23 protein-coding genes are annotated in these 26,249 nt (G+C 33.3%); 18 read left to right on the top strand and 5 right to left on the bottom strand.

The features are described from left to right. The first annotated feature begins 15 nt into the window (after window positions 1-15). The 3 genes from Q0975_RS16405 to Q0975_RS16395 all read left to right on the top strand — a co-directional run bounded on the left by Q0975_RS16405 (window position 16) and on the right by Q0975_RS16395 (window position 2,225). On the top strand, window positions 16-876 hold the full coding sequence (locus tag Q0975_RS16405; RefSeq protein ID WP_299438610.1) for a T9SS type A sorting domain-containing protein: 861 nt from the start codon (window positions 16-18) through the stop codon (window positions 874-876). A gap of 191 nt (window positions 877-1,067) precedes the next feature. After that, the gene (locus tag Q0975_RS16400; protein ID WP_299438608.1) at window positions 1,068-1,667 is read left to right on the top strand and encodes a LysE family transporter; all 600 of its coding nucleotides are present in this window, start codon (window positions 1,068-1,070) and stop codon (window positions 1,665-1,667) included. Window positions 1,668-1,724: 57 nt separating this feature from the next. Further along, window positions 1,725-2,225 carry a DUF1761 domain-containing protein gene (locus tag Q0975_RS16395; RefSeq protein ID WP_299438606.1) on the top strand — a complete coding sequence of 167 codons (501 nt, stop codon included), beginning with the start codon at window positions 1,725-1,727 and terminating at the stop codon, window positions 2,223-2,225. A gap of 52 nt (window positions 2,226-2,277) precedes the next feature. Here Q0975_RS16395 and Q0975_RS16390 read toward each other — a convergent pair whose 3' ends face one another. Next, window positions 2,278-3,291, bottom strand: a complete 1,014-nt coding sequence (locus Q0975_RS16390) for a metal-dependent hydrolase (RefSeq protein WP_299438604.1) — start codon at window positions 3,289-3,291, stop codon at window positions 2,278-2,280. Between the two features lie 2 nt (window positions 3,292-3,293). Next, the gene (locus tag Q0975_RS16385; protein WP_299438602.1) at window positions 3,294-4,481 is read right to left on the bottom strand and encodes a hypothetical protein; all 1,188 of its coding nucleotides are present in this window, start codon (window positions 4,479-4,481) and stop codon (window positions 3,294-3,296) included. 267 nt (window positions 4,482-4,748) lie between these two features. Here Q0975_RS16385 and Q0975_RS16380 point away from each other — a divergent pair, with 267 nt between their 5' ends. The 6 genes from Q0975_RS16380 to Q0975_RS16355 all read left to right on the top strand — a co-directional run bounded on the left by Q0975_RS16380 (window position 4,749) and on the right by Q0975_RS16355 (window position 11,318). Continuing rightward, window positions 4,749-5,177, top strand: coding sequence for a response regulator (locus Q0975_RS16380; RefSeq protein ID WP_299438600.1), 429 nt, complete (start codon window positions 4,749-4,751; stop codon window positions 5,175-5,177). Window positions 5,178-5,219: 42 nt separating this feature from the next. Beyond that, window positions 5,220-5,621, top strand: coding sequence for a response regulator (locus tag Q0975_RS16375; RefSeq protein ID WP_299438598.1), 402 nt, complete (start codon window positions 5,220-5,222; stop codon window positions 5,619-5,621). Between the two features lie 188 nt (window positions 5,622-5,809). Further along, a complete protein-coding gene (locus Q0975_RS16370; protein WP_299438596.1) occupies window positions 5,810-6,232 on the top strand; it encodes a response regulator in 423 nt (140 codons plus the stop codon). After that, window positions 6,229-6,639 (top strand): response regulator, encoded by a 411-nt coding sequence (locus tag Q0975_RS16365; protein WP_299438594.1) that lies wholly within the window; start codon window positions 6,229-6,231, stop codon window positions 6,637-6,639. Before Q0975_RS16370 ends, Q0975_RS16365 begins: the two co-directional genes overlap by 4 nt. A gap of 132 nt (window positions 6,640-6,771) precedes the next feature. After that, on the top strand, window positions 6,772-9,483 hold the full coding sequence (locus Q0975_RS16360; RefSeq protein WP_299438592.1) for a TonB-dependent receptor: 2,712 nt from the start codon (window positions 6,772-6,774) through the stop codon (window positions 9,481-9,483). Between the two features lie 56 nt (window positions 9,484-9,539). Beyond that, a complete protein-coding gene (locus tag Q0975_RS16355; RefSeq protein ID WP_299438590.1) occupies window positions 9,540-11,318 on the top strand; it encodes a YfiR/HmsC family protein in 1,779 nt (592 codons plus the stop codon). 75 nt (window positions 11,319-11,393) lie between these two features. Here the strand turns inward: Q0975_RS16355 and Q0975_RS16350 are convergent, their stop codons facing one another. Further along, a complete protein-coding gene (locus tag Q0975_RS16350) occupies window positions 11,394-11,615 on the bottom strand; it encodes a hypothetical protein (protein ID WP_299438588.1) in 222 nt (73 codons plus the stop codon). Between the two features lie 493 nt (window positions 11,616-12,108). Here Q0975_RS16350 and Q0975_RS16345 point away from each other — a divergent pair, with 493 nt between their 5' ends. Next, window positions 12,109-12,627 carry a DinB family protein gene (locus Q0975_RS16345; RefSeq protein WP_299438586.1) on the top strand — a complete coding sequence of 173 codons (519 nt, stop codon included), beginning with the start codon at window positions 12,109-12,111 and terminating at the stop codon, window positions 12,625-12,627. A 14-nt stretch (window positions 12,628-12,641) separates the two neighbouring features. Here the strand turns inward: Q0975_RS16345 and Q0975_RS16340 are convergent, their stop codons facing one another. Both Q0975_RS16340 and Q0975_RS16335 read right to left on the bottom strand, forming a co-directional pair. Then, on the bottom strand, window positions 12,642-13,217 hold the full coding sequence (locus Q0975_RS16340; protein ID WP_299438584.1) for a uracil-DNA glycosylase family protein: 576 nt from the start codon (window positions 13,215-13,217) through the stop codon (window positions 12,642-12,644). Window positions 13,218-13,377: 160 nt separating this feature from the next. Beyond that, complete coding sequence (locus Q0975_RS16335; RefSeq protein ID WP_299438582.1) at window positions 13,378-14,427, bottom strand: AraC family transcriptional regulator; 1,050 nt, start codon at window positions 14,425-14,427, stop codon at window positions 13,378-13,380. Window positions 14,428-14,912: 485 nt separating this feature from the next. On the opposite strand from Q0975_RS16335, the gene Q0975_RS16330 reads away from it, so the two are divergent. The 8 genes from Q0975_RS16330 to Q0975_RS16295 all read left to right on the top strand — a co-directional run bounded on the left by Q0975_RS16330 (window position 14,913) and on the right by Q0975_RS16295 (window position 25,920). Next, window positions 14,913-16,553, top strand: coding sequence for a TldD/PmbA family protein (locus tag Q0975_RS16330; RefSeq protein ID WP_299438580.1), 1,641 nt, complete (start codon window positions 14,913-14,915; stop codon window positions 16,551-16,553). Window positions 16,554-16,582: 29 nt separating this feature from the next. Next, entirely contained in the window at window positions 16,583-17,899 is a 1,317-nt protein-coding gene (locus tag Q0975_RS16325) for a TldD/PmbA family protein (protein WP_299438579.1), read from the top strand. A gap of 204 nt (window positions 17,900-18,103) precedes the next feature. Further along, the gene (locus Q0975_RS16320) at window positions 18,104-18,724 is read left to right on the top strand and encodes a DUF4159 domain-containing protein (RefSeq protein ID WP_299438578.1); all 621 of its coding nucleotides are present in this window, start codon (window positions 18,104-18,106) and stop codon (window positions 18,722-18,724) included. A 13-nt stretch (window positions 18,725-18,737) separates the two neighbouring features. After that, window positions 18,738-19,739 (top strand): MoxR family ATPase, encoded by a 1,002-nt coding sequence (locus Q0975_RS16315; RefSeq protein ID WP_299438576.1) that lies wholly within the window; start codon window positions 18,738-18,740, stop codon window positions 19,737-19,739. A 15-nt stretch (window positions 19,740-19,754) separates the two neighbouring features. After that, window positions 19,755-20,651 (top strand): DUF58 domain-containing protein, encoded by an 897-nt coding sequence (locus tag Q0975_RS16310; RefSeq protein WP_299438574.1) that lies wholly within the window; start codon window positions 19,755-19,757, stop codon window positions 20,649-20,651. A 1-nt stretch (window position 20,652) separates the two neighbouring features. Continuing rightward, window positions 20,653-21,951, top strand: coding sequence for a BatA domain-containing protein (locus Q0975_RS16305; RefSeq protein ID WP_299438572.1), 1,299 nt, complete (start codon window positions 20,653-20,655; stop codon window positions 21,949-21,951). Next, complete coding sequence (locus tag Q0975_RS16300; RefSeq protein WP_299438570.1) at window positions 21,951-24,167, top strand: tryptophan-rich sensory protein; 2,217 nt, start codon at window positions 21,951-21,953, stop codon at window positions 24,165-24,167. The genes Q0975_RS16305 and Q0975_RS16300 overlap by 1 nt, the downstream gene beginning before the upstream one ends. Beyond that, complete coding sequence (locus tag Q0975_RS16295) at window positions 24,160-25,920, top strand: hypothetical protein (RefSeq protein WP_299438568.1); 1,761 nt, start codon at window positions 24,160-24,162, stop codon at window positions 25,918-25,920. The genes Q0975_RS16300 and Q0975_RS16295 overlap by 8 nt, the downstream gene beginning before the upstream one ends. Window positions 25,921-26,249 lie beyond the last annotated feature (329 nt).

Genomic DNA, 26,249 nt, shown 5'->3' with positions numbered 1-26,249 from the left:
TAAAAAGATTAAAAAATGAACAAACAACTAACATTTATCATAACTCTCCTTTTCGGAGTTGTCACGATGACTGCACAAACCTATCAATATGGATTGGTACGAGATTTTAATAATACTGGAGAGAATTACGAATATACTTTTGTGATTGTTCCTGATTTTTCCAATGGATCTGTAGAAGTAGGTTCTGTGAATATCACGATTTCTATTTCTACTGGTAATAGCCTTACAAGTTTCACTCAGATTAATGGTTCTAACTGGGATGATAACACCAATTTTACAGCCACAGTTTTGAATGGTTTTACAGCAGGGGATGGTACCAGAGATTTATGGACGTTTAGTAGAGAAGCTTCTTCACAATTGACGATTGCTTCACATACTGCAGGGCAACAGATTCCTTTGTTTTCTTTTGTTGTAGCTAATATGCCAACTAGTGGAGATATTACCTTAACAGAAAACACGGATGCTGTGATTGTTGATTTAGCAGCTAATTCCGGAGGAAGTTTTGATCTATCTAACTTTTTTGGAGCAGATATCGATGGAACACCTATTACAGATACTGATTTCTATGGAGGAAATGAATCTGGATTAGTGATGTATGATTTGATGGATCCTTTATTGAATATAGATGAGGTTTCTGATACATTACATGATATTATCGTATCTCCTAATCCGGTAATTAGCAGTTTTACAATCCAAGGTGCTACATCATCAATAGATGAAGTAAAGATATTTGATATTAATGGTGGACTGGTAAAAGAAATAGCTGCTGATGCTATCGATGAAGCTATTTCTGTGAAAGAATTATCTGTAGGAGTATATTTTGTAAAAATATCTTCTAATCAGATTAATAAAAAGATCAAATTAGTGAAGCGCTAATAGTTAATAGTATTCATTACACATTTTTTTTGCATAATAGATCTACGAAATTAAGGGGTCGTAGTTACTTAAGGTTGCAAAAGTAAACCACTTCGAGATGTCGAGGTGGTTTTGTATTATTAAAAGGAAGTTATAATATCAATAATGATTATATCTATATTTACATATATAATAATTGTTAGTTATAATAGATGTCATTTGTCGAAGGCTTTGTTATTGGATTAGCGATGATCATTTTTGTTGGTCCGGTATTTTTTTTATTACTTAATAGTAGTTTTCAGTATGGAATTAAAGCAGGCGTATCTGTGGCTTTTGGGATCATATTGAGTGATGTTATCTGTGTAGCATTATGTTATTATGGACTTTCTTCTTTTATGACAGCTACACAAAATCAATTCTGGATTGGTATCATAGGGAGTTGTATCCTTCTTGTATTAGGGATTAGTTATCTGCTTAAAAAAGCAATAATTACTAAGGATTTATCCATGGTTTCCAAAAAATGGAGTACTTTTTTTATAAAGGGGTTTAGTGTCAATTTTTTTAACCCTTTCGTATTTATAGTTTGGATAGGAGTGTTTAAATATGGACAGCAAAAGTACAATGATACTACATCAGTTTTAGTATTCTTAACAGCGGTTTTAATCGGTATTTTAACCACGGACTTGCTAAAAGTATTTCTCTCAGAAAAACTTAAGAGATTTATCTCTGAGTATAGATTAAGTATCTTCTTTAAAATTACAGGAGTAGTGCTGTTAGTATTCTCTTTTCGTTTGGCCTATTTAGTTTGGTAACATTATATGAAATTGATTTTCGTTATATTTGAGAAACAACTTTAAATACTAACTAATATGGAATTTAATTTTTTGATCGCTGCAGCCGCAGCATTGATCCCAATGGTTTTAGGATTTATCTGGTATAGCCCTATAGCTTTCCAGAAAGCATGGATGAAAGTTTGCGGTTTCACCGAAGAGGACTTAAAAGGTGGAAACATGGCTTTGATTTTTATTCTTAGCTATGTACTTAGTTTTCTCCTGGCTATCATTCTTAATACATTTGTAATTCATCAGTTTGGATTTTTCTCAACCTTAATGGGAGATCCAGATTTAATGAAAGAAGGCACTGAGACGTACCAGTACGCTCAGGATTTTATGGCTAAGTATGGTGATAATTTCAGAACTTTCAAGCATGGTGCTTTACACGGAGCTATGTTGGGGATATTTGCAGTGCTTCCTGTTATGGGAACCAATGCAATGTTCGAAAGAAAAGGCTTTAAATATATAGCTATCAATGTTGGATATTGGATCGTATGTCTTGCATTAATGGGCGGTGTGATTTGTGAATTCGCTTAATAGGCAATAATCATATATGTAAAAAAAGGGTTCATTCTATTGAACCTTTTTTTTATGATTTATCTCCAAGTACTCTTGCGAAAAGTTTTTTAAGCATAGGAGAGGCTTCCTCTATATCACGTTCTCTTTCTTTGGCTTTTAATTCACCATTAGCATCGTAATATAATTCATAACTAAAAACAAAACGGCTGGCTTCAGCACCCATTCCAAATTGACCAAATCTAAGATCATTAAAATACGTTTTATTGTTAATCTTTTCGATAGTATACCAACCCTGAGATAAGTTAATTAATCTTGAAATTAGAGGGTTATCTTTCATTTTACCTAGCAAATGATGGTTTTTTGGAAATTCAGAAAATTGAATACGATCATCGTCATCTAATAAAGAGTAATAACCAATCATAAAAGAATCTTCCGTTTCTACATTAGTAGTCCATAGCAAGCTATTCAATGGAGTAGGTTTGGTCTGAATTTCTTTATATGCGATGTGCTGATTCTCTAAACTAACCTGAAATTTTTGATAGGTATACCACTTTAAACCTAAGGTGATGACCATATAGGTACTACTGATAATAATCCCTAGATTATTTATTTTTTTCCTTTTTACATTCGTTCTTTTATAGAACATAGCGGTAATTACAAGAATTAAAAAAGGGATAGTATATAGTGGATCCACTACAAAAATATTTTTGAACGAAACTTTATACGTAAAAGGCCAAAATAACTGTGTTCCCCAAGTGGTAAATGCATCCAGAATAGGATGTGTAAATAGTCCCAGAAACATCAATTTTGTCCAGTCTTTCCAATCAGCCTCTTTATTTCTATATAATTTAGCGATTAACCATCCAAGGATTGGAGCCATAATAATACTAAACAATATAGAATGCGAAAATCCTCTATGCAATTCATTTGCCGTAACATTGTCAAAAAACAGTTTAGCCATGACATCGAGATCCGGAATAGTTCCGGCAATAGCTCCCCAAAGCATTGCTTTATTACCAACCTTTTTTCCAATGGCGGCTTCACCAACGGCGGCACCTAATACAATTTGGGTTAATGAATCCATATTTAACTTAGTTGAAGTTTAAAGGGATTCCTAACTTCGTATTCACTAGGTGAAATGAATTCTACTAAAGGTTTTAAAAGTTTATTAGAAATGGAGTTGCCATGACGAACATAAAGCTTCATTTCTACAGGCTTAGCACCTACACAGCTCTTAATAATCTCTGCAGTTCTACCTAATCTTAGTTCATCGACTTTCTTCTCTATAGCCAGATCAACATAGTCATATAACATTCTTTGGTAAATATCATGTGACTTGTTATAGGCATAATCGATTCCGATATGGTTTGCTTCTACAACATTGTTTAGAATAAAAGAAGTAGTAAAACCTACTAGTTTAGTATCTAGAAAATAGGCCTTGAAAACAAAAGAACTCTGAAGTGTTTTTTTAAGGTTTCTAAAAGTGACAGCGTCTAATTTTCCAATTTTGAAATCAGCATTGTCTAGAACCGAAAGATATAGCGTATCAATCGCTTCTTTATATTGATCTATATCTTCAGAAGTAAAATCTTTGACTAGTAGGTCGGATGACTTTTTAAAAACTTTTTTAGCTCTGGTTCTGAACTTCGTTTTCATACTACCCAAGTAATCATCAAAATTATTCCAGTTAGACTGCACTTGTAAAACCATGTTTACATCGATTCTAAATTCTCTGAATTTCTGATTTATAATATAATCACTTTGGTCAAAAGATGTTGGCCAGAATTCCTTTAATAAAATAAAAGAGGGTTTGTCAGTCTTTTCAGTTTTTCTGATTTCTTTCAACGCATCTGATAGATTTTCAAAAGCCTCCTTAGCACTAATCTTATCAGAGTAAAGAAAACCATGTTCACCACAGGAAAATAAGTTTCCACAAACCAATACCCGTACATCCATACTTTTCATAAAAGTATTTTTGATGGCATCACTTATTCTACAAGGAAATTCCTGAAATTTTAAATCTTCTGTATTGAATTTAATCAGTTGATTTACAGCAATACCTACCGGTCCATTTTGGTCATAGAATAATATATATCGAAATCCAATAGTTTCTGATAAAGTATCCTCTAGAGTATTTAGATAATCAAGTGTAAGAAAAAGATTATTTTTATTATTTATACTATTCCAATCAATGGACGGAACATCATTAGCGCTGTTAAATATTGAATAATGTAATGTGGTGGCTTTGCACCTATTTTTTATTTTGTCAAGCATAAATCCCTTACAAACGTTATTGACAAATTACTGTCTGACTAGTTCCAAATGTACATTTATTTTTAATAGAACTTTGTTAAACGATTGTCAATTTTGATAGAAGGGTGTTTTAGTGACTTTAATGCCGTAATACCGATACGGTAAAACAATTGATGTAGTTTTGTCGTTTAAATCGGGTTTTTGAACGAAAACTGCTTCGGAAAGTCTTATTTTATGGTGTCTATGTCAAATAAGTTTAGTTTTTTTGAATGTAATTGGAAAAACTTTATGGAGAAATCAATCCCCTGTGTCCTTTTAATCGATGATGATAAGGCCACAAATTTCTTTAATGAAAGAGTAGTAACCAGACACAATAGTTTTGATAATGTAAATACAGTGCATAGTGGGAAAGCTGCATTGGATTATCTCACTAAAGTGGAAAACAAGGTAGCAATAAAACCGGATCTTATTTTTCTGGACATCAATATGCCAGCAATGAATGGATGGGAGTTTTTGGTTGAGTTTGCTAAGTTGAATAAGAGTACTACAGAAGGCATTAAAGTAATTTTATTATCTACATCTTCTAACCCAGACGATGTTAATGAATCAATAAAAAACCATGCTGTGGATGATTTTATAAACAAACCATTATCATTGGATTTACTAGATAACGTTCTTGAAAAACATTTTTCCAGTGGTATTTTAAGTAATTCATGAGATAACTAGAATATGTTAATTTAATAAGATGTATTTTTTAAAATGAATAGGTTAAAACGTTTTCTTCTTGTTGATGACAGTAATGCAACTAATTTTTTTAATAAAACCATTATTCAAAAAACGAACTGTGTAGAAGAAGTACTTATAGCTACTAATGGTAGTAATGCTATGAAACACCTACAATCTGATACGATTCCTGAAATTATATTTTTAGATCTGAATATGCCTGTGATGAATGGCTGGGAATTCTTAGAACAACATAATCAGTTATCAGCAGCGTATAAAAACTCTAGGATTATAGTAATGTTAGGTGCTAAATTAAGCGAAGAAGAAGAAAATACACTGAAGTCTTTTCCTCAGGTAACTGAATTTAGAGAAAAGATGCTAACCAAGGAAATTGTTTTGGAAATTGTGTCTAAATATTTCGACGAATCTCTAAACTAGAAATTAATAAACTCATTTTGTTTAACTTTTATACTTAAAAAGGTGTAAAAACGTACTTCTTTATAAACAAAATACACTTTATCGATCTTTTTTGCGTTTAACCCTAAAGTGAAGAACTAAAACTATAGATTACTATTACTTTTTTACTGTGATGTGTTTTTTTTGGCATATACCAACGAGAATGTATTATGAATAATTTAGTTAACTGCGTTTTGTTAATAGATGACGATAGACCCACGAACTTTTATAACAGTAAGGTGTTATCAAAACATGATAGTTTTGAAAATATAAAAGTAGAACAGAGTGGAGAAGCTGCTTTAAAATACTTAACGAACGTAGAAAAAGGAATTGAATTAAAACCAAATTTGATTTTTTTAGATCTTAATATGCCAGCTATGAATGGCTGGGAATTTTTGATAGAATATTCAAAGTTAAACCGCAATATTATTAAAGATATTAAAGTAATAATATTAACTACTTCTTCTGATGTCAAAGACATAGAAAACTCTAAAGCTAATTCTTTAGTTGAAGACCTTATTAGTAAACCATTATCATTCCCATTGTTAAATAATGTAATAGAAAAACATTTTTTCGAAACCCCTTTTATATGAAAAAAATAAGAAGAATACTTTTGGTAGATGATAGTGAAGCCACTATTTTTTTTAATAAAACAATACTTTCAAAAGCGGGATACGCTGATGAAATATTAGTAGCTAAAAATGGTTTGGAAGCTCTAGAAATAATCAAATCGGGAGTTATACCCGAAATAATTTTTTTAGACATTAATATGCCCGTAATGAATGGTTGGGAGTTTTTATCAGAATTTCAGAAACTAGAAAGTACATTTAGAAAGACAAACATCTTTTTGATGCTTGGTTCTGTATTACCAGCAGAAGATATGGCTATAGCAGATGCAATACCAGAGATTAAGGGGGTTAAGGGAAAAATGCTTACGAGAGTTGTTATGGATACTATAATAATAGAATACTTTAATCAAGAATTAACTTTAGTGGGATAAGTCTGGTTCTTTGATTTATTTACAAAAGAATACCTCTTTTAAGAATTTTTTTGATTTTTTATTATTTATATTGCTATAATCATTTAAGCACACACGCATTTTTAATAGGAAATAAATTTAAAATTACCCCTTATGGTTAGATTGCAGTTTACGCCCTGTATCGCCTATGTATTATTTTTTTGTTTTTCTCAAATAGTTTCGTCTCAATCACGAGCTACAGTTTCAGGTAATGTTTCTGATCAATTTGGTAATTTACCAGGAGCAAGAGTCAGCATTGAAGGAATTAATCAGGATACAACAACAGATGTCAATGGGAATTATACCTTTGATATAGATGAAGGAGAGTATGTAATCACGGCTGGATTTGTAATGTATAATTCAGTTTCTAAAACCGTATTGGTTAAAGTCGGTGAAACTGCTCAATTAGATTTTATATTAGAAACTGGTTTTTCTATGGATCAGCCAATCTCTATTGGTTCTAGAGCAAAGCCCAGATCTCTTCTCAAAACAACCGCCCCAGTGGATATAATTTCTCCACAGGAGATCACAAATTCTTCGCAAATAGAATTAAGTCATATTTTGCATTATCTGGTTCCATCTTTTCATTCTACACATCAAACGATTGCGGATGGTACAGATCATATTGATCCTGCTACATTAAGAGGTCTAGGACCAGATCAGGTTTTAGTTTTGATTAACGGAAAAAGAAGACATAATAGTTCTTTACTTAATGTTAATGGTACTGTGGGTAGAGGTACTGTTGGTACTGATTTTAATGCAATACCGATAGCTTCTATTGAACGAATTGAAATATTACGTGATGGTGCAACTTCGCAATATGGATCAGATGCCATTGCGGGAGTAATCAATATCATTCTAAAGAAGCAAACTGAAGTTATTCATGTAGATAATAGAGTTGGAGTTACAACAGAAGGAGATGGATTTACGACCTATTCAGCTGCTAATTTTGGATTGAAAATAGGAAAAGAAGGATTTATTAATGTAACTGCAGAATATAGGAATAGAGAATCGGTCAATAGAGCAGGAGATTATACCGGAACAGTCTATACGGAAGATCCAGTGGAAGATGAAAGATTGATTCAAGAAAATAGTTTTTTTAATCAAACAGGATACTCCGGACGTAGAGTTATGCAGATCGGAAGCGCAGAGACACAAAACCTTGCTTTAGCCTTTAACGGTGAAATCAAAATGTCTGAAAATGCAACATTTTATCTTCAAGGAGGAAGAAATTATCGCGAAGGTAAAGCTGCAGGGTTTTATCGTTTTCCAAAAAATCAGGATAGAGTTGTCCCTGAATTATTTCCCAATGGTTTTTCTCCTCAAATATTAACAGATATTCAGGATGATGTAGTTGCTGGAGGAATCAGGGGAATTAAGAATGGATGGAATGTGGATTTTAGTCATTCTATAGGTATTAATAGTTTGGATTATACAGTTAATAATTCTAATAATGCCTCTTTAGGAATAGCTTCTCCAAGAACCTTTTATGCAGGTGGGTTTGAATATCAACAAAATACCACCAACCTTGATCTTTCCAAAACGTTTGATTGGCTTAATGGAATTAATATTGCTTTTGGAGCCGAGCTTAGGGTAGAGAATTATCAAATTATTGCTGGAGAAGAAGCCTCTTATATCGATGGAGGTAGTACCTATTTTGATGAATTAGGAGATGAGCTGCCCAGGGCAGCAGGAGCACAGGTTTTTCCTGGTTTTCAACCAGAAAATGAATTAAATCGTTTTAGAACCAATAGTTCTGTATATCTGGATATAGAAACAAATGTATCAGAAAAATTATTGATCAAAGCTGCTGCACGGTATGAGGCATATAATGATTTTGGTGGCCAGGCTATTTGGAAACTATCAAGTAGATATAGAATTAATGATCTAATTAGTGTGCGTGCTGGGTTCTCTACAGGTTTTAGAGCACCATCACTTCATCAAGTGTTTTTTCAGAATATAAGTACGCAGTTTATTAATGGTGAGAGTATCCAGGTAGGTACATTTAATAATGAAAGTGCTGTAGCAACAGAAGCTTTTCAGATAGACAAATTGAAACCAGAATTATCGAAACATTTTAGTGCGGGAGTTAGTGGGAAACTAAATGATAATTTCACTTTCACTTTTGATTATTACCTAATTAGTATAGATGATAGAATTGTACTTTCGGGTAGGTTTGATGAGGGTTATGAAACTATTTTAGAACCATTTGGTGTTGGAGCAGCACAATTTTTTACAAATGCGATTGATTCCAGAACATCAGGATTTGATATAGCTTTGGCGTATAAAACTATGCTAGGTGGAGGTAAATTAGATGCCTCGTTAGGCGCAAATATTACAGACACTAAAGTACAAGGGCGTATTAAAGTTTCTCCTTCTCTTATAGGTCAAGAAGATGTATTGTTTAATAGAGAAGAGATTGCAAGAGTAGAATCTGCTCAACCTAATTATAAGATTAATTCCCTAGTCTCTTATGAATTTAATAAGTTCAGACTGCAGATGGTGAATTCATTATTTGGAGAGGTAGCATTTATTCATCCGGATGATGGAGATCAGACTAATTGGGTGTTAAATGAATTTACAGGAGTAGTAGAATCCCGAGATCAAACTTTTTCACCAAAGTTAACAACGGATTTAGCCATTTCATATCAGGTTAACGATTATATAAAATGTACCTTAGGAGGGAATAATGTTTTTAACGTATTTCCAGACAAGCATACGCATTCTGCAAATACAAGTAATGGTAATTTTATGTATAGCAGAAGAGTGCAGCAATTTGGAGTAAATGGAGCTAATTATTATCTTCGGCTATTGTTGCGATTATGATGAATAGTTCGTGTAAAATTTTTGATATCCCCTATAGCAAACTACATGTTTCGTATATGTTGTTCCTGTTATTTAGTATCTTCAATTTAGCTACTGTCTGGGGGCAAGATACTAGTAATGAAGAAGTCAAAAGAGTACAACGTGCTATATTCATTAATAATTTTGCACAACAAGTAAGTTGGCCTCAAATAGATGAAATGGACTCTTTTAAAATAGGTGTTCTGGGCCCAGATCGTACCATAATAGATCTAAAATCAATGGCTCAAAAACGTAAAATTTTTGGTAAACCTGTAGAAATTATTCGTTTTCAGTTCGTAAAAAGTATTAAAGATGTTCAGTTATTATATGTTCATAACAAATACAATTACGATATTAATTACATTCTTAGTAAAATTTCTGGTAAAGAGATACTTCTGGTTACAGAGGAATATGATTATAATGCCTCCATGATTAATATGGTTAATGTAGGTACTTCATTTGAGTATGAAATCAATACTGATCGAATTAATAATGAAGGTTTTGTCACTGCTCCCACACTAAAGCAATATGCTGTCACATCTTCCCAAAAATGGAAAGGATTGTATAAATCTACAGAAGACTCCTTAGAGAAAGTATTGGATCAGAATGAAGAACAAAAAGAAGTTATTAAAAGTAAGGAAGAGCGGATTAAGCAACAGGAAGAACAGATAATTGATCAGGAAAAAGTAATAGATACTATAAAAGAGGATATCAGTGAGCGAAATAAATGGATACAAAAGTTGTCTACCGAAAGCGCAATACAAGAAAAGAAATACGAAGAAAAACTACTGATAGAAAAAGAATTAGAAAAAAACATTCAGGATCAAGTTGCATTTATAAAGACACAGGAAGAAAGCATTAGAATAAGTGCTGAAGAAATCGAAAAGCAACAGGAATTTTTAAAAGAACAAAATAATCAAATCAAAAAACAGGAAGCCATACTGCAAGAGAAGCTTTCGGAAATTGAAGATCAGAAAAAAATTAATTGGTCACTGATCGCTTTGATTTTATTTGTGTTAATGTGCGGAGGCTTTATATATAAAAGTTACCTTAATAAAAAAAGGCTTAATGCAGAGTTAGCAATGAAAAATAGGGAGATCAATGAACAGTCTTTGGTTTTAGAATCTAAAAACAAGGAACTAGAACAGTTTGCATATATAGCGAGTCATGATTTACAGGAACCTTTAAATACGATATCAAGTTTCATAGGATTGATATCAGAAGATTATGGCGAAAGCTTTGATGAAGTGGGAAAAGAGAGCCTTAACTTTATTAAGGATGCGAGTATACGAATGAAGAATCTTATTGATTCACTATTAGAATATTCCAGATTAGGAAGAGTTAGAGAATTCTCTGATGTTGACGTGAATAAGGTCGTAGAAGAGTTAAAAAGTGATTTCGGTAATGTATTAGAAAGAACAAATGCCAAGATTAATTCTGAAAGGTTACCTGTCGTAAAAGGTAATAAGATTGAGTTACGATTATTGATACAGAATCTAGTTAGTAATGGGATTAAATTTACGGGCAAAGACGTCGTTCCGGAAATTCATATTGCGGCTATCCAAAAAGAAACTCAAGAGCAAGGATCGTCTAAGTTTTGGGAGTTTTCTGTAAAAGATAATGGAATAGGAATTCCTGAAATACATAAAGATAGAATCTTTGCTATTTTTCAAAGGTTACATTCTCGAGAAGAATATCCTGGAACAGGCATAGGTTTAGCACACTGTAAGAAAATCATTGAAGCTCACGGTGGCGAAATCTGGTTAGAATCGGAAGAAGGAAAAGGCACTACCTTTTATTTTACGATTCCCGAATAAGTAGAAAAAAAGAGGTCTTTATCATTGTGATACTTAATAAAGAACCTCTTGTTTGTTATTTGTTTAAAAATTATTTTATGCGTCCGGTCTACCCTTAAGTCTTTTTTCGATCTTTTGTTTTTTAGCAGTAATAATCTTCATCATTTCCATGATTTCAGGATCATTATTTTCCTTATAGATTTTATTAAGGCTTAAAACAAGATCTTTAGCTTCTCTAGATGCTTCAACTCTATCACTAGTGGACATATTGCTCATGCTTCTGCTCTCAAACTCACGCGCTTTCTCCATTAATTCCATAACTCAGTATTTATTATAAAAGTAAAAATGTTTAATTAGAACTGTCGAATATTTAAATAATAGTAACCTATTCCGTATTCTAAAAGTACTTTTGCGGTAAATATAAAAAAAAAATTAACATTTTGCTTCTCATGTCTATGAGATAAGTTGATAGAAGGATAAATGTTAGTTATACTGATTATAAAAAAATGAAATCCTTTTTGCTAAATACTGTGATTCCTTCAGTTTTTTAACAAAAAAAGTAAATTTTTAAAATATTTATTCTTTTTCTCAAAAGCTCATAAGTTATTGCTAATAATAAGAAAATTAATAAGTGCATTATTTAATAAGGAAAAATTGAATGTGTCTTATTAAATGCTGATATTTCTAAACTTAAAAACTTAAAAACTTTAAAAAAAATAATTTAACTGGGATCATGAATATCTCTAAACCGGACTACAATCTAATTCGTGATAAGTAATATCATTGTATAAATACTTAAACTATAAAACAAATGAGAATTACAGATTTGGATACCCAAGAGTATGATCAGTATTATGCTCGATATATTAATAAGTTATCACCAGAATTAGATCTAAGAGAAGGTTTTCAGGTAGGCAAAAAAACTGCGATCCAGTTTTTTGAAACTATTCCACTTGATAAACAAGAATATCGTTATGAAAAAGAGAAGTGGAGTATAAAAGAAATTTTTCAACATCTTATTGATACAGAAAGAGTATTTATGAATAGATGTTTTAGAATCGCTAGAAATGATAAAACTTCTTTAGCTGGATTTGATCAAAATATTTATATAGAACCTTCTGGAGCGAATAACAAAACCATGGATTCCTTGATAAATGAATTTAATATTGTTAGACAAAGCTCTATTGTATTTCTTGAAAGTGTAAATAATAGCCATCTAGAATGTATTGGTACTGCTAATGGAGGTAATATGTCAGCTAGAGCCGCTGCATTTACTATTATAGGTCATGAAATTTGGCATATGGACATCATTAAAGAAAGGTATTTATAAAAATAGTAAGCTAGTTATTTACTAATAATAGACTGTACACTATTGCGTAATTCTGGAATAACTTCTTTTTTGAACCAATCATTTTTTGCTTGCCAAATATTATTTCTGGGAGACGGATGAGGTAGAACAAAATAATCTGGGAGATATTCTGTATAATTTTTAACGGTTTCTGTAAGTGTCCTTTTTAATTGATCTTTTAAATAATATTGTTGGGCATAACCACCAATTAATAGAATAAGTTCCACATCTTTTATTTTACTTAATAATTTTTGATGCCATAATGGAGCGCATTCTTTGGTTGGGGGTAAATCTCCGGATTTTCCTTTTCCAGGATAACAAAATCCCATTGGTACAAGCGCTATAATCTCAGGATCATAAAAAAGATCGTTATCGATTCCCATCCAAGCCCTTAAGTTTTCACCACTTTTATCATCCCATGGAATTCCGGATTTATGAACAACACTTCCAGGTGCTTGTCCTATGATCACAATCTTACTATTTATACTGGCAGAAACTATAGGCCTAGGTCCCAGTTCTAATTTTGCAGCACAGGTATCACATTTAGAAATCAAAGACAATAACGCTTTCATATCGATTATTAAAGTTTAAAAATATTAAATATTAGCAACTATATACGATTATGATATTTTAATTAATCATAATCGTTGCGTATTTGCTTAATGTTGTTCCGTAATTGTATTACAAATTTCTGGATATACCTTATTAGGCATACTACAAAAAAGACGTAAGTTATTGTACTTTATTATTTTTGAATCGAGATGGAGATTCTCCGGTATAATGCCTAAAGAAGTGAGAGAAATGATTAGGTTCTTCAAAACCTAGTTCTAAAGAAATGTCCTTAATACTTAGGTCTTGGCTTAGTAGCAACTTAGATGTGTCAATCATTTGATAACGGATAAGTTTGCCTAATGAAGTCTGCATTTTATCTTTTACTTTTTTAGAAAGCGCTTTTGGAGATAGATTCATTTTAGAAGCATAGAATTCTAATGTTCTTTCTTTAGTATGATATAGCTGCAGTAGCTCCATAATGTTTTGAGAAAAAAGATCTCTGTTTTTATAATCAAATTCTTCTCTGAATAGAAGAGGATTTTTGCCTACATTGTTTTTAAAAACTCTATTAAAGTAAGCGGGATCATTATATCCTAAATCATAAGAAATCTCTTTAATGCTTTTATCTGTAAAAGCAATTTCCTTTTTACTTTCTAATAATTTCTTATTGGATAGAAGAGATTTAACAGAGACTCCAACTTTGTTTTTTATTAATGACTGTACATTATATCCCTTTTCATCTATGTATGCGGTAATTTCTTTATTACTAATATTACTAGTATACTGTTGATCAATCACATCTTTAGTATCGAAGATAATTTGGTATTCTTCTTTGTTTGCCTGAAATGGATTTTGATAATACCATTGTTTTGTAGAAAGATCAATAACATTATCTACTTGGTCATTAGATTCGATTTGATGTATTATGTTTTCGAAGTGATGAGATGTATCAAAGTTGATATACCCTAAAGAAATAAGATGCTTGAATAAAACTCTTACTTCTTTGTTTCTAAACACCATCTCGCTCGGAAACTCCATTTTCAAGACAGAAAAATCATCGGATAAGAACTTTATATATTGTCCTTTTTCTAAGTATATAGCCTTATTCTGCCAATCAAAATAATTTTTGAAGTCTACCTGAATACCACCATTACCAGAAGATATCTGGAAGAGTGTATATTCATTAATAAAATATACTTTATTTATTTCCGGAGTAAATTTAATAACCATGATGGACTACCTATGGTAGTATGGTCGAAAGTTTTACTAATAAATTACACGGCAATAGACCTTTCTTCAATAAATAAGGTTTTCTTGATCTTTTTTGTGATACTCTTTTGAGTATTTAATAAAGAACAACTGGAAACTTTAACAAAAATTTAATTATGTAGCTTTTTTGTGCTTTTTCCTCATAGTTTTCTGTGATTCATTGAGAATATTTTAATTTAAAAAACTAATTCAACTAATTGTTTACCAATGCTTTAAAATAATTTCACTTCGGAGTGTGTTTTACTAAATTTTACACTTTGATTCAGATAGTTAAGGTTTAGAGGGATATGGTGATTTGATTTAATTTTTCTACATTTAAAGCTAACGAAAGTTAGTCCTGTAACAAAACTTTAGGAATCTGGTCAAGTACGATAGAAACTAAAGTATTAGTACAGGAAAAGTTCATCATACTTATTTTAATATTCACTCAATCAAAAAAGAGGTTTATGAAACGTAGAGATTTTATTCAATACACAGGATTAGGAGCAGGTGCTTTGATGGTACCTTCACTACTTCTGGGAAATGATATTCCCGCAGAAGCATTACTTAATCCGGGAATGGACGTAGCCATCAAGAAAAGAATGGCAGACGTAGCGCTCAACACGGCAAAATCATTAGGTGCTAGTTATGCAGACGCACGAATTGGTAGATACCTTAATCAATATGTATTTACTAGAGAAGACAAAGTACAAAATGTAGTAAATACCGAATCATTTGGTATAGGAATCCGTGTAATTGTCAACGGTACTTGGGGATTTGCATCTACCAATAGTGTTACCGAAGATGGAATTAAGAAAGCAACTGATCAAGCAGTGGCAATTGCAAAAGCAAATTCCAAAATTCAGAAAGAAGAAGTAAAACTTGCTCCGGTAAAATCACACGGCGAGGTTACTTGGAAAACTCCTATCAAAAAAGACTTTAAAGATGTTCCGGTTTCAGAAAAGGTAGATCTATTGCTATCGGCAAATGCTGCCGCCTTAGAGAATGGAGCTAATTATGTGAATTCTGGTCTTTTTATGGTAAATGAGCAGAAATATTTTGCTTCTACAGACGGATCATATATCGATCAGGATGTACATCGTATATGGCCTACATTTACGGTAACAGCCATAGATAAAGCTAGTGGTAAATTTAAATCACGTCAAGCGATGAGTGCTCCAATGGGTATGGGGTATGAATATATGGATGGTTTAGCTTCAGAAAAACTGAAAGGACCTGAAGGATTAAATTTATATCGTAATAGTTATGATATTGTAGAAGATGCTGGAGTAGCTGCTAAACAAGCTAAAGCAAGATTGGCTGCAAAATCCGTAGAAGCTGGTAAATATGATTTAGTATTAGAACCAAACCATTTAGGATTAACTATCCATGAATCAGTAGGACATCCATTAGAGTTAGATAGAGTATTAGGATACGAAGCTAATTACGCAGGAACAAGTTTCGCTACTTTAGATAAATGGAAAACCAAAAACTTTAAATACGGTAGTGATATAGTAAATCTTGTAGCGGATAAAACGCAGGTTGGTTCATTAGGAGCTGTGGGATATGATGATGAAGGAGTTAAAACTAAGAAATGGGATTTAGTGCGTAATGGAGTGCTAACCAATTATCAAGCAATACGTGATCAAGTTCATATGATTGATCAAAATGAATCACACGGTTGCTGTTACTCTCAGAGTTGGAATGATGTACAATTTCAGCGTATGCCTAATGTATCATTAGAGCCTGGAACAGAGAAGTATTCTATTGATGATATGATCAAAGATGTAGAAAAAGGAATCTACATTGCAGGTAGAGGTTCTTATTCTATTGATCAGCAACGATACAATTTCCAATTTGGAGGAACTGTATTTTATGAAATCAAAAATGGTAAAATTGTAGGTATGCTAGATGATGTAGCATATCAATCTAACACACAAGAATTTTGGAATTCTTGTTCAAAGATATGTGACAAAGATGATTATCGAATGTTCGGGTCATTCTTTGATGGTAAAGGACAGCCTTCTCAGATAAGTGCTGTATCTCACGGAAGTTCTACTACACGTTTTAATGGTGTAAATGTGATCAACACAGGTAGAAAAATTTAATCACTGTCTTACTACAAATAAAAAATATCATGGCAATATATTCTAAAGAAGAAGCAAAGCAAATTATGGAAAAGGCGTTGAGCTTTTCTACTGCTGATGCTTGTGAAGTAAATTTAAGCGGAAGCGAAAGTGGTAATATCCGTTATGCTAGAAATACAGTTTCTACAGCGGGACATCGATCAAATCAAACTTTAGTAGTACAATCTAATTTCGGAAAAAAATCAGGTACAGCTACTATTGATGAATTTGATGATGAATCTTTGAAAAAAGTGGTAAAGAGAGCTGAGGAATTAGCGAAACTTTCTCCAGAGAATCCAGAATTTATGGCTCCTCTCGGACCACAAAAATATGACTCATCTATAACGTATATAGATGCTACGGCAAATATAAAACCCGAGTATCGTGCAGAAGTTGCTAATAGCAGTATTGAACCAGCAGCAGCAAAAAATGTGACAGCAGCGGGATTCTTTAATGACTCAGCAGGTTTTAGTGCAATGATGAACTCTAGTGGTTTGTTTGCCTACAACCAGTCAACGGATGCCAGTTTTACGGTTACTATGCGTAGTAATGATGGAACCGGATCTGGTTGGGTAACCAGGGATTTTAATGACGTTGGTAAATTTGATGCAGCAGAGGCTTCCAAAATAGCGATCGATAAAGCGGTAATGTCCAAAGAAGCAAAGGCAATAGAACCTGGTAAATATACTGTGATTCTAGAACCAGCAGCTTCTGTAGGTCTTTTAGGTAATATGGCGTTTGCGTTTAATGCACGTACCGCAGATGAAGGACGAAGTTTTATGTCTAAAGAAGGTGGAGGAACCAAAATGGGAGAGAAGATTGTAGACGAGCGTGTAAACATCTGGTCAGATCCTCTCAATCCTGAAGTGCCTACCGGTACATGGAATGGTTCTGGACAACCTTTGAAAAAGACTAGTTGGATAGAAAATGGAGTTGTGAAAAATCTAGCATATAGCCGTTATTGGGCAGAGAAAAAAGGAGTAGATCCTGTTCCTTTTCCTAATGGATTTATTATGCAAGGAGGAGACGCTTCATTAGAAGACCTTATCAAAGGAACAAAAAAGGGAATTTTAGTTACCAGATTATGGTACATTAGAAATGTAGACCCTCAAACCTTATTATATACAGGACTGACAAGGGATGGAACATTTTATATAGAAAATGGAAAAATAAAATATCCTGTTAAAAACTTCAGGTTTAACGAAAGTCCAATTATTATGCTTAATAATCTGGAAACTTTAGGTAAACAGGTGAGAATTGACGGTAATCTTGTTCCTTATATGAAAATAAGAGACTTTACCTTTACGAGTCTTTCGGATGCAGTATAATCTTAAAATCCTGCCTTAAAACTAATAATTAAGAAACTATCAGATAGAGCGTAGTTAAAATATATGGATGTATATCGTGTATTTTTTTAACTACGCTCTGATGGTAGTAGTTGTTTTAAGAGAATCCTAATTAACTTTAATTTTGGATCATTTTAATAATTAATGATCTATATTGTTTCGTTAGTATACCTAGTTAATTTCATATTGAGCAATAAATTTTTCTTTACACGATTACAATACGAATCAGGAGATTGGGATGTAGACCAAAGGATGCCTTCTAATTTGTTAAACTCTCTTGTAGAGTATACTACGCTAAAAGTAGATACGCAAGAGAAAATCATTTCATTAAGTAGTGATGAAATTTTCAAAAGTCCTTTTTGCTATATTTCTGGCCATAAATTAGTACAGTTCACTAAAAAGGAAAGAGAGAACTTTAAGAAATATGTTGATAATGGAGGTTTTGTGTTTGCCGATGATTGTAATCACGATATAGATGGATTATTTTCTAAATCATTTGAGCGCCAGATGGAAGACATTTTTGGCCCGCAATCATTAAAGAAAATCCCTAATAATCACGAGATTTATAAAATATTCTTTGAGTTTGAAGATGGTCCACCAACTACTTCTCAAGAATTAAATGGATGGGGAGATGATATTGTACACGACTATTTAAAAGCAATTCAAGTTAATGGAAGGATAGGAGTCTTGTTTAGTAATAAAGACTATGGCTGTGAGTGGGACTATGATTTTAGAAATAAACGATGGTATAAAATAGACAATACCCGATTTGGTGTTAACATTGTTATGTATGCGTTAACATCATAAAAGATAGAACTATATGGACAAAGAGTTAGCAAGTATAGAAAAAGAAATTACCATTCTTACTGATAAACTTCAGGATTTAAGAAAAGAGATTGGTAAGGTGATTACAGGGCAGGAGGAAACGGTAGAACAGTTATTAATTACGTTCCTTGCAGGAGGACATGCGTTGTTAGAAGGAGTTCCTGGTTTAGCAAAAACATTGATGATCAGAACACTTGCGCAAGCTATAGATCTCAATTTTAAAAGAATCCAATTTACTCCTGATTTAATGCCATCAGATATTATTGGTACAGAAATATTAGAAGAGGATTATAGTACAGGAAAGAAATTTTTTAAATTTAATAAAGGCCCAATTTTTTCTAATATCATCCTTGCAGATGAGATCAATCGTACACCTCCCAAAACTCAGGCGGCATTGCTAGAGGCGATGCAGGAGTTTGAGGTTACCTATTCCGGAAAAACATACGAGTTAGACAGACCATTTTTTATATTGGCGACTCAAAATCCTATAGAACAATCAGGAACCTTTGCACTTCCAGAGGCGCAACAGGATCGATTTTTATTATATATCAAAATTGGATATCCTACGGAATCAGAAGAAACAATGATTCTAAAAAATACAACGGGTATAAAAAAAGAAACCTTACATAAGGTGATCTCGGCAGAAGACATTTTGAGATTACAACACTTGGTTAGAGAAGTTCCTATTAGTGATGATTTGATTTCTTATGTAAGTAAAGTTATTAGAGCTACACGACCCGAAACAACTACCAATGCATACGTAAAAGAATGGGTGAATTGGGGAGCAGGACCACGTGCTGGTCAAGCCATGATATTAACTGCCAAAGCTCGTGCATTAGCACAGGGACGACTGTCTGTAACATTAGATGATTTACATCATGTAGCGATACCCGTATTAAGACATAGAGTTATTGTCAATTTTAGAGCAGAATCAGAAGGGATTACCTCTGATGCCGTGACTCAGCATTTATTGAAAGATATCGAAATAGGAAAATAAAATAAGTCAAATCAAGTGAAACAAGATTATCATCAATTACTAAAACCGGAACTTATAAAAAGTGTTTCGGGATTATCGCTGATTGCGCGTGTAATTGTTGATGGATATTTGTCTGGATTAAATCATAGTCATAATGTAGGTTCAGGGATGGAGTTTAATCAATATCGTAATTATGAACCTGGTGATGATTTACGATTATTGGATTGGAAAATGCTCGCCAGATCTGGTAGGTATTATATTAAACAATCTGAAGTCGAAACGAATATTTCAATAAAATTCATTTTGGATGCCAGTAAATCGATGCTTCATCAGGAAAATGAACTTTCTAAAATGGATTATGCCAGAGTCCTGATAGCTTCTTTAGGGTATTTATCCCAAAATCAAGGAGATGCTATTGGTCTGTTTGCTCTGAATGAACAGCAGTTGTATAATCTATATCCCAAAATTCAAAAGCAACATTATAATCGTTTTTTATTAGAGCTAACTAAGATCGAAAATAAAGGAAAATGGCCTGAAAACCCGAATGCTTCTAAAAGTCTCCATGATCGGAATCATAAAGAAATGATATTCTTTATAACAGATCTATATGAGCACAGCGAAGAACTAACGACTTTTATTAAAAGACTAAAGACTCCGAAAAATGAAGTAGTGGTTTTACACCTTATGGGAAAGAATGAATTAGAATTTGACTATAAAGGAACAGTAACATTCGAAGACCTGGAAACGGGAGTGAAGCTTAAAATAGATGCCAAGACAGCAAAAAAACAATACCTGACGGCATTGGAAGAAATGATCAAAAACACCAAAGACACGCTATTGGCGAATGATATTAGTTATCATATGTTCCAACTACATGAACATATAGGTGAAGCGCTACAGGTATTTCTGAAGAAACGAAACAAAATAATTTGATATGTTCTTTGTGAACCCTACATATTTATGGGCCTTATTAGGACTTCTTGTTCCTTTAGCGATACATCTATGGAGTAAGAAAGATGGGAGAACAATAAAAATTGGTAGCACAAAATTATTGAGTGAATCGGATTCAAAACAATCAAGAAGTATTCAGTTTAATGAGATTTTTCTGCTCGTACTAAGAATGTTAGTACTAGGAATTCTTGTCTTTATTATAGCCGGAATCAATATAAAAAAGAAAATTACGACCATACCTATTACGTATATTGTAGAATCTTCACTTCTTGAAGATGATAGGATGCGTAACATTTTGGATACCTTAGAAACTGGAGAATCACTAAGACTCTTGCAATCTGGTTTTCCAGAGTTAGATACCGATCAATTAGATGCTATAAATACAGACAAACCTAATTATTGGCAACTAGCTCAGGAAATGGAAACATTACAAACCGATAGTATCGTGGTCTTTACGAGCGCATTTGTAACAGGAATACAGGGTATGAGACCTTCTGTTACTAAAAGCGCAACCTGGATTCCGATTGACGCTAAACAGTCGGTTAAAAGAATCCTCAAAGCCACAAAAAGAAAAGATAGCTTGGAGTTAGTATCGCTTAGTAGTGATCAATACCAGGTATCATTTACTAAAAAGCTTGTTTCCATAGATAACGATAAACGTAAGGTAAATGATACAAAGGATAGTATACAATTGCAGTTAAACGGAAAACAAGAAACCATAGCATTGACTTCAGAAATACCGACAAAAGTATTGTTGTTTTATGAAGATAGTCTGGCGAATCAGAAGACTTATGTAGCAGCATCACTTAAGGCTATTTCAAAATACATTCATAGGCCAATAGATATAGAAATAGTTCAGGATATGGATGTCTTAGACCTTTCTACGTTCCAATTAGTCGTTTGGTTATCTTCTGATTCAATTCCGGAGACATCTTCAAAAATATTAGTATACCAACCCGATCATCTTGCCGATACAATCATAGAAGAAAGTGCACTCAGTAATGTGTTTTACCTTACAGCACCTCTTACTCTAGAAAATAGTGTGGATAGAAATTTACCAGAACAGCTGTTGCGATTGTTTGATTTTTATAAGCATGAACAAGATGAAATTGATCGGTATGACAAAAGGAGTATAGATATAACAGAACTACAACCGATATCAGCTACTGTAGATGTTGGTAAAAAACAATTTAGACTTTTTGATATTTCTAAATGGTTATGGTTGTTGTTGGGTGTATTATTAGTGACAGAACGTAGTGTCGCAAAATTCAGGAAGCAATAGTGAGATCAGGATATGACATATTAGTTGGATTTAGAAGGCGATGGCGATTGATGCTTTGGCTAGAGGTTTCATTGTACGCCTTAGGACCAGCTATTCTTACATATCTTCTGTTTTTCAATGTATTTTGGGCGATACTGGTATTACTCCTAGTTGGCAGTATCATCATACTTTATATAAAACCGTGGAAACATAGTTTAGAGAATATCGCAAGTTATATAGACGTTCATCTCGATGCCACAGAATATAGTACGGGTCTTTTATTAGAGCCTAAAGAGAAACTTTCGGATATCGCGAGAATACAGCAAAACCGAGTAACCACCAGACTTGTAGAAAAACTAAAAACGATAAAACCTCCGAATCATATAGTTCGTGGTAGTATTATTTTGGGTTCGTTTATTTTGGTAGGTTTAGTGATCTATCAATATCAGTTGATGGATAGGCTGCAATGGTCGCAACCATCAAACGTAACTCCAGAAGCCATTGTTTTTAAACCAACAGATACTACTTCTACAGCAGTACAGCCACCTAAGTTAATACGTCAACAACTAACCATTAACTATCCAAACTATACACAAGTTCCTTCTGTAGAGACTTCCAGTATGGATATAAAGGCAGTAGAAGGATCCAGAGTTTCCTGGAAAATACAATTTGATAAAGAGATAAAGCATGTTACTATGGAAAGCATGGGGAATAGCTATCCATTGGAATTGACAGATGAAGCATATACAGGAGCATCCGCACTCACAACTGCAGGTTTTTATAATTTTAAATTTACGGATCTACAAGACAGATCATACGTTTCAGAACTGTATGCTATTGAGGTGATCAAAGACAAAAGTCCTTCTGTAGAAATCAAAGGCATACAACAGTTCACATCTTTTGATTTTAATGAAGATAAGAAACTGTCGTTTAACACGCTTATCACTGATGATTTTGGGATAGCGGATGCCTATATTATAGCTACCGTAAGTAAAGGCTCTGGCGAATCCGTAAAGTTCAGAGAAGAGAAGTTAAACTTCAATAGTAAAATTCCTAAAGGCAGTAAGAATACGAATTTGTTCAAAAACATCAATCTGGATCAAATGAAGATGGAACCAGGCGATGAACTTTATTTTTATGTAGAAGCATTGGATCGTAAACGACCAAAACCGAATACGGCTAGAAGTGAAACTTTTTTTGCGGTGATAAAAGATACCGTTTCTGATACCTTTGCCGTAGAAGGAACAATGGGAGTGGATCTGATGCCAGATTATTTTAGAAGTCAACGCCAGTTAATCATAGACACAGAAAAACTGCTTAAAGATAAACCTAAACTAACTACACAAGAATATAAATCTAAGAGTAATGAATTAGGTTTTGACCAAAAAGTACTACGCCTTAAGTATGCTGAATTTATGGGTGATGAATCAGAATTTGGTGGCACTGCAGAAGGCGATGTTGAAACTCCTGATCATGAAGAAGATCATCATGAAGAAGGACACGAAGAAGAAGATCCCTTGGCAAAGTACACCCACGCACATGATAGTGAGAACGAACATAATTTGGTAGAAGAAGAAAAAAAGGAAGATCCTTTAGAAGAATATTTGCATAATCACGAAGATCCAGAAGAGTCTACACTGTTTACGCAATCCCTAAAAAGTAAGTTACGACAAGCCTTAAACGAGATGTGGGATGCCGAATTGTATTTACGATTATACACTCCAGAAAAATCATTACCATATCAATATAGAGCATTAAAATTGATTCAGGAAATAAAAAATAGTGCGCGTATCTATGTGCATCGTATTGGATTTGATCCTCCACCCATTAAAGAAGAGAAAAGACTCACTGGAGAAATAGACGAAGTATCCAGTTATAACAAGAGTGCAGATTTAGAACAAGAAGATATATACCTATCGATACGGCTATCTGTGGCACGACTAGAGCAATTAATCGTAGAAGAAAGTAAAATTACCAATGAAGATAAACAGCTTTTTAAACAAGCAGGAAATGAGTTAGCCACAAAAGCTATCGAAAATCCTGGACAATACCTAGAAACACTGCAACAACTAAAGTGGATTTCTGAAGATATAGCTGTCCCCTACGAAGCTTTGGTAGCTTTGCAAAAAAGCCTGTATGTTGCGTTGCCAGCGTTACAACCCAATGCCTTTAAAAAGAAAAAGCAAACCAGCGAAATAAACGAATTCCTATTAAAAGAGCTTGAAATTAATGATTGAAAACATCACTTTTTTACATAGTAATTGGATAGTGCCAATAGCTATTAGTGCTATAGTGCTATGGTGCATCTTTATTTGGAAAGAAGGGTCTGATTTTGGGAAAGGTCGATTCTGGATAAAAATAACAATAGCAGGTATCGCAATCAGTGCGCTTGCATGCATTGCATTACAGCCAGCTTTACCCATACTTGGCAAAAAAACGAAGGTTGCCATACTCACTACTAATTATATTGAGGATCAATTAGATAGTCTACAGAAAGTTCATAAAAGACTAAAGACAGTTGAGTACAAAGCGAATCAGCCAATTTTTAGAAATATACATACGTCGGATACTGTTTTTGTATTGGGAGAAGGAATCGCGCCTTTTGATTTTTGGCAATTAAAGAACTATGAAGTTAGGTATATAAAAAGTGATGCTCCATCAGGAGTTATTAAGTTTAGATATGATAAGAAAAGAGTAGTAGGAGAGCAGTTATATATAGAAGGGATATACAATAATCCTAAGAAAGGAAATCATCTGATTTTGGAAGAACCAGGCGGAAACGCTATAGATTCTATTGCGCTGTTATCCGAAACAAAGCAATCCTTTCGATTATCTGCGGATCTTAAGGTAATTGGTAATTATAATTTTTCATTAGTCGAAAAAGATTCTCTAGGAACTATATATGCTCGTGATCCCATCCCTATTACGGTGATCGATCGTACCCATTTGAAAATATTGATAGTCAATAGTTTTCCAACTTTTGAAACCAAATACCTTAAAAACTATGTTGCTGAAAATGGGCATGAGGTGGTGGTAAAAAGTAGGATCACAAAAGGTAGATTTAAGTTCGAGTATTTTAATACAGATCGAATACCGATAGGTGCTTTTTCTGAAAAGAATTTACAGCCTTTTGATTTGGTCATCCTAGATGCTACTACAGCAAAGAACTTAGGGCGGAGTTCACGAACTGCTCTTACGAACGCTATCAAACAGCATGGACTAGGACTTTTTATCCAACCCGATGAAGATTTTTTTAGATATAGAAAAGATGAGGTAGCTTTCGATTTTGTAAAAGAAAAAAGTACCGAAACAAGTCTGGGTACTGCTCCAAAAACTAAAATAGCAAAGTATCCTTTTTTGTTTAAAGATCAATTTCAGTTACAAGTGATACATAAAAATGGTACAAGCGATATTGTATCTGCCTATAAACATCTCGGAAAGGGTAAAGTAAGTACTACAGTTTTACAAAGCACCTATGAATTATTATTGAATGGCAAAACAACCGAGTACCAACAAGTGTGGTCTGAGATTATAAGTGCAATCGGTAAAAAAGAAAGCGCTGCCGTGAGTTGGGATGCACATAATATCCTGGCTATAAAAGACCAATCTTATGAGTTTACACTAAGAACCGCTATTCCTGAACCTGAAGTAACAACGGATGAAGGATATCGCATTGCACTTCGCAACGATATTGATATGTCAAATCTATGGCTAGGTAAAACCTACCCTAAGAAATTAGGCTGGAATAGGATATCTGTCGCACAAGACACCACCGCTGTGTTGGATTATTTTGTAACGGATACCAGCACATGGAAAGCAAAATCAGCGTATGATGACATACTAAGAAACCGCAGACACTTTGATAGAGCTTCTATAAAAAACACAAAACAATTTTCTCCTTTAGCACCCATAAATCCCATTGGATTCTATATCCTATTTCTAGTGTGTATCGGATATCTATGGCTAGCTCCTAAAATCGAAAAGGAGTAAACTTTATTAAAAACCCGTCAATTCGAGTGTCAGCCTCGGGCGGATTTATCGAGAATAGGGTTTTTAATCAAAACGTATCAATTCGATGAAAGAAAACTTACTTGTCACGATAAACCGCCCAAGTACTGTCATCTCGAGCGGAGTCGAGAGACCACACAAAACACCAACCAATCTATAAAAGAACCCACATCATTTTGTAATATGGGGAATTTTACGTTATTTTTAGAGCTTTATAAAACAAAAGGGAAGTATAGTATCAATCGCTTGTAAGTGTTTGTAATCAATTACAAATGGTACTAGCTATTTATAATAGTAACTATACTCTCATG

The sequence above is a fragment of the uncultured Aquimarina sp. genome, from assembly GCF_947500065.1.
In the GTDB taxonomy this organism is placed as follows: Bacteria; Bacteroidota; Bacteroidia; order Flavobacteriales; family Flavobacteriaceae; genus Aquimarina.
Note: the sequence above shows the minus strand (reverse complement) of the source record. Positions and strands in the feature narration are given on the sequence as shown.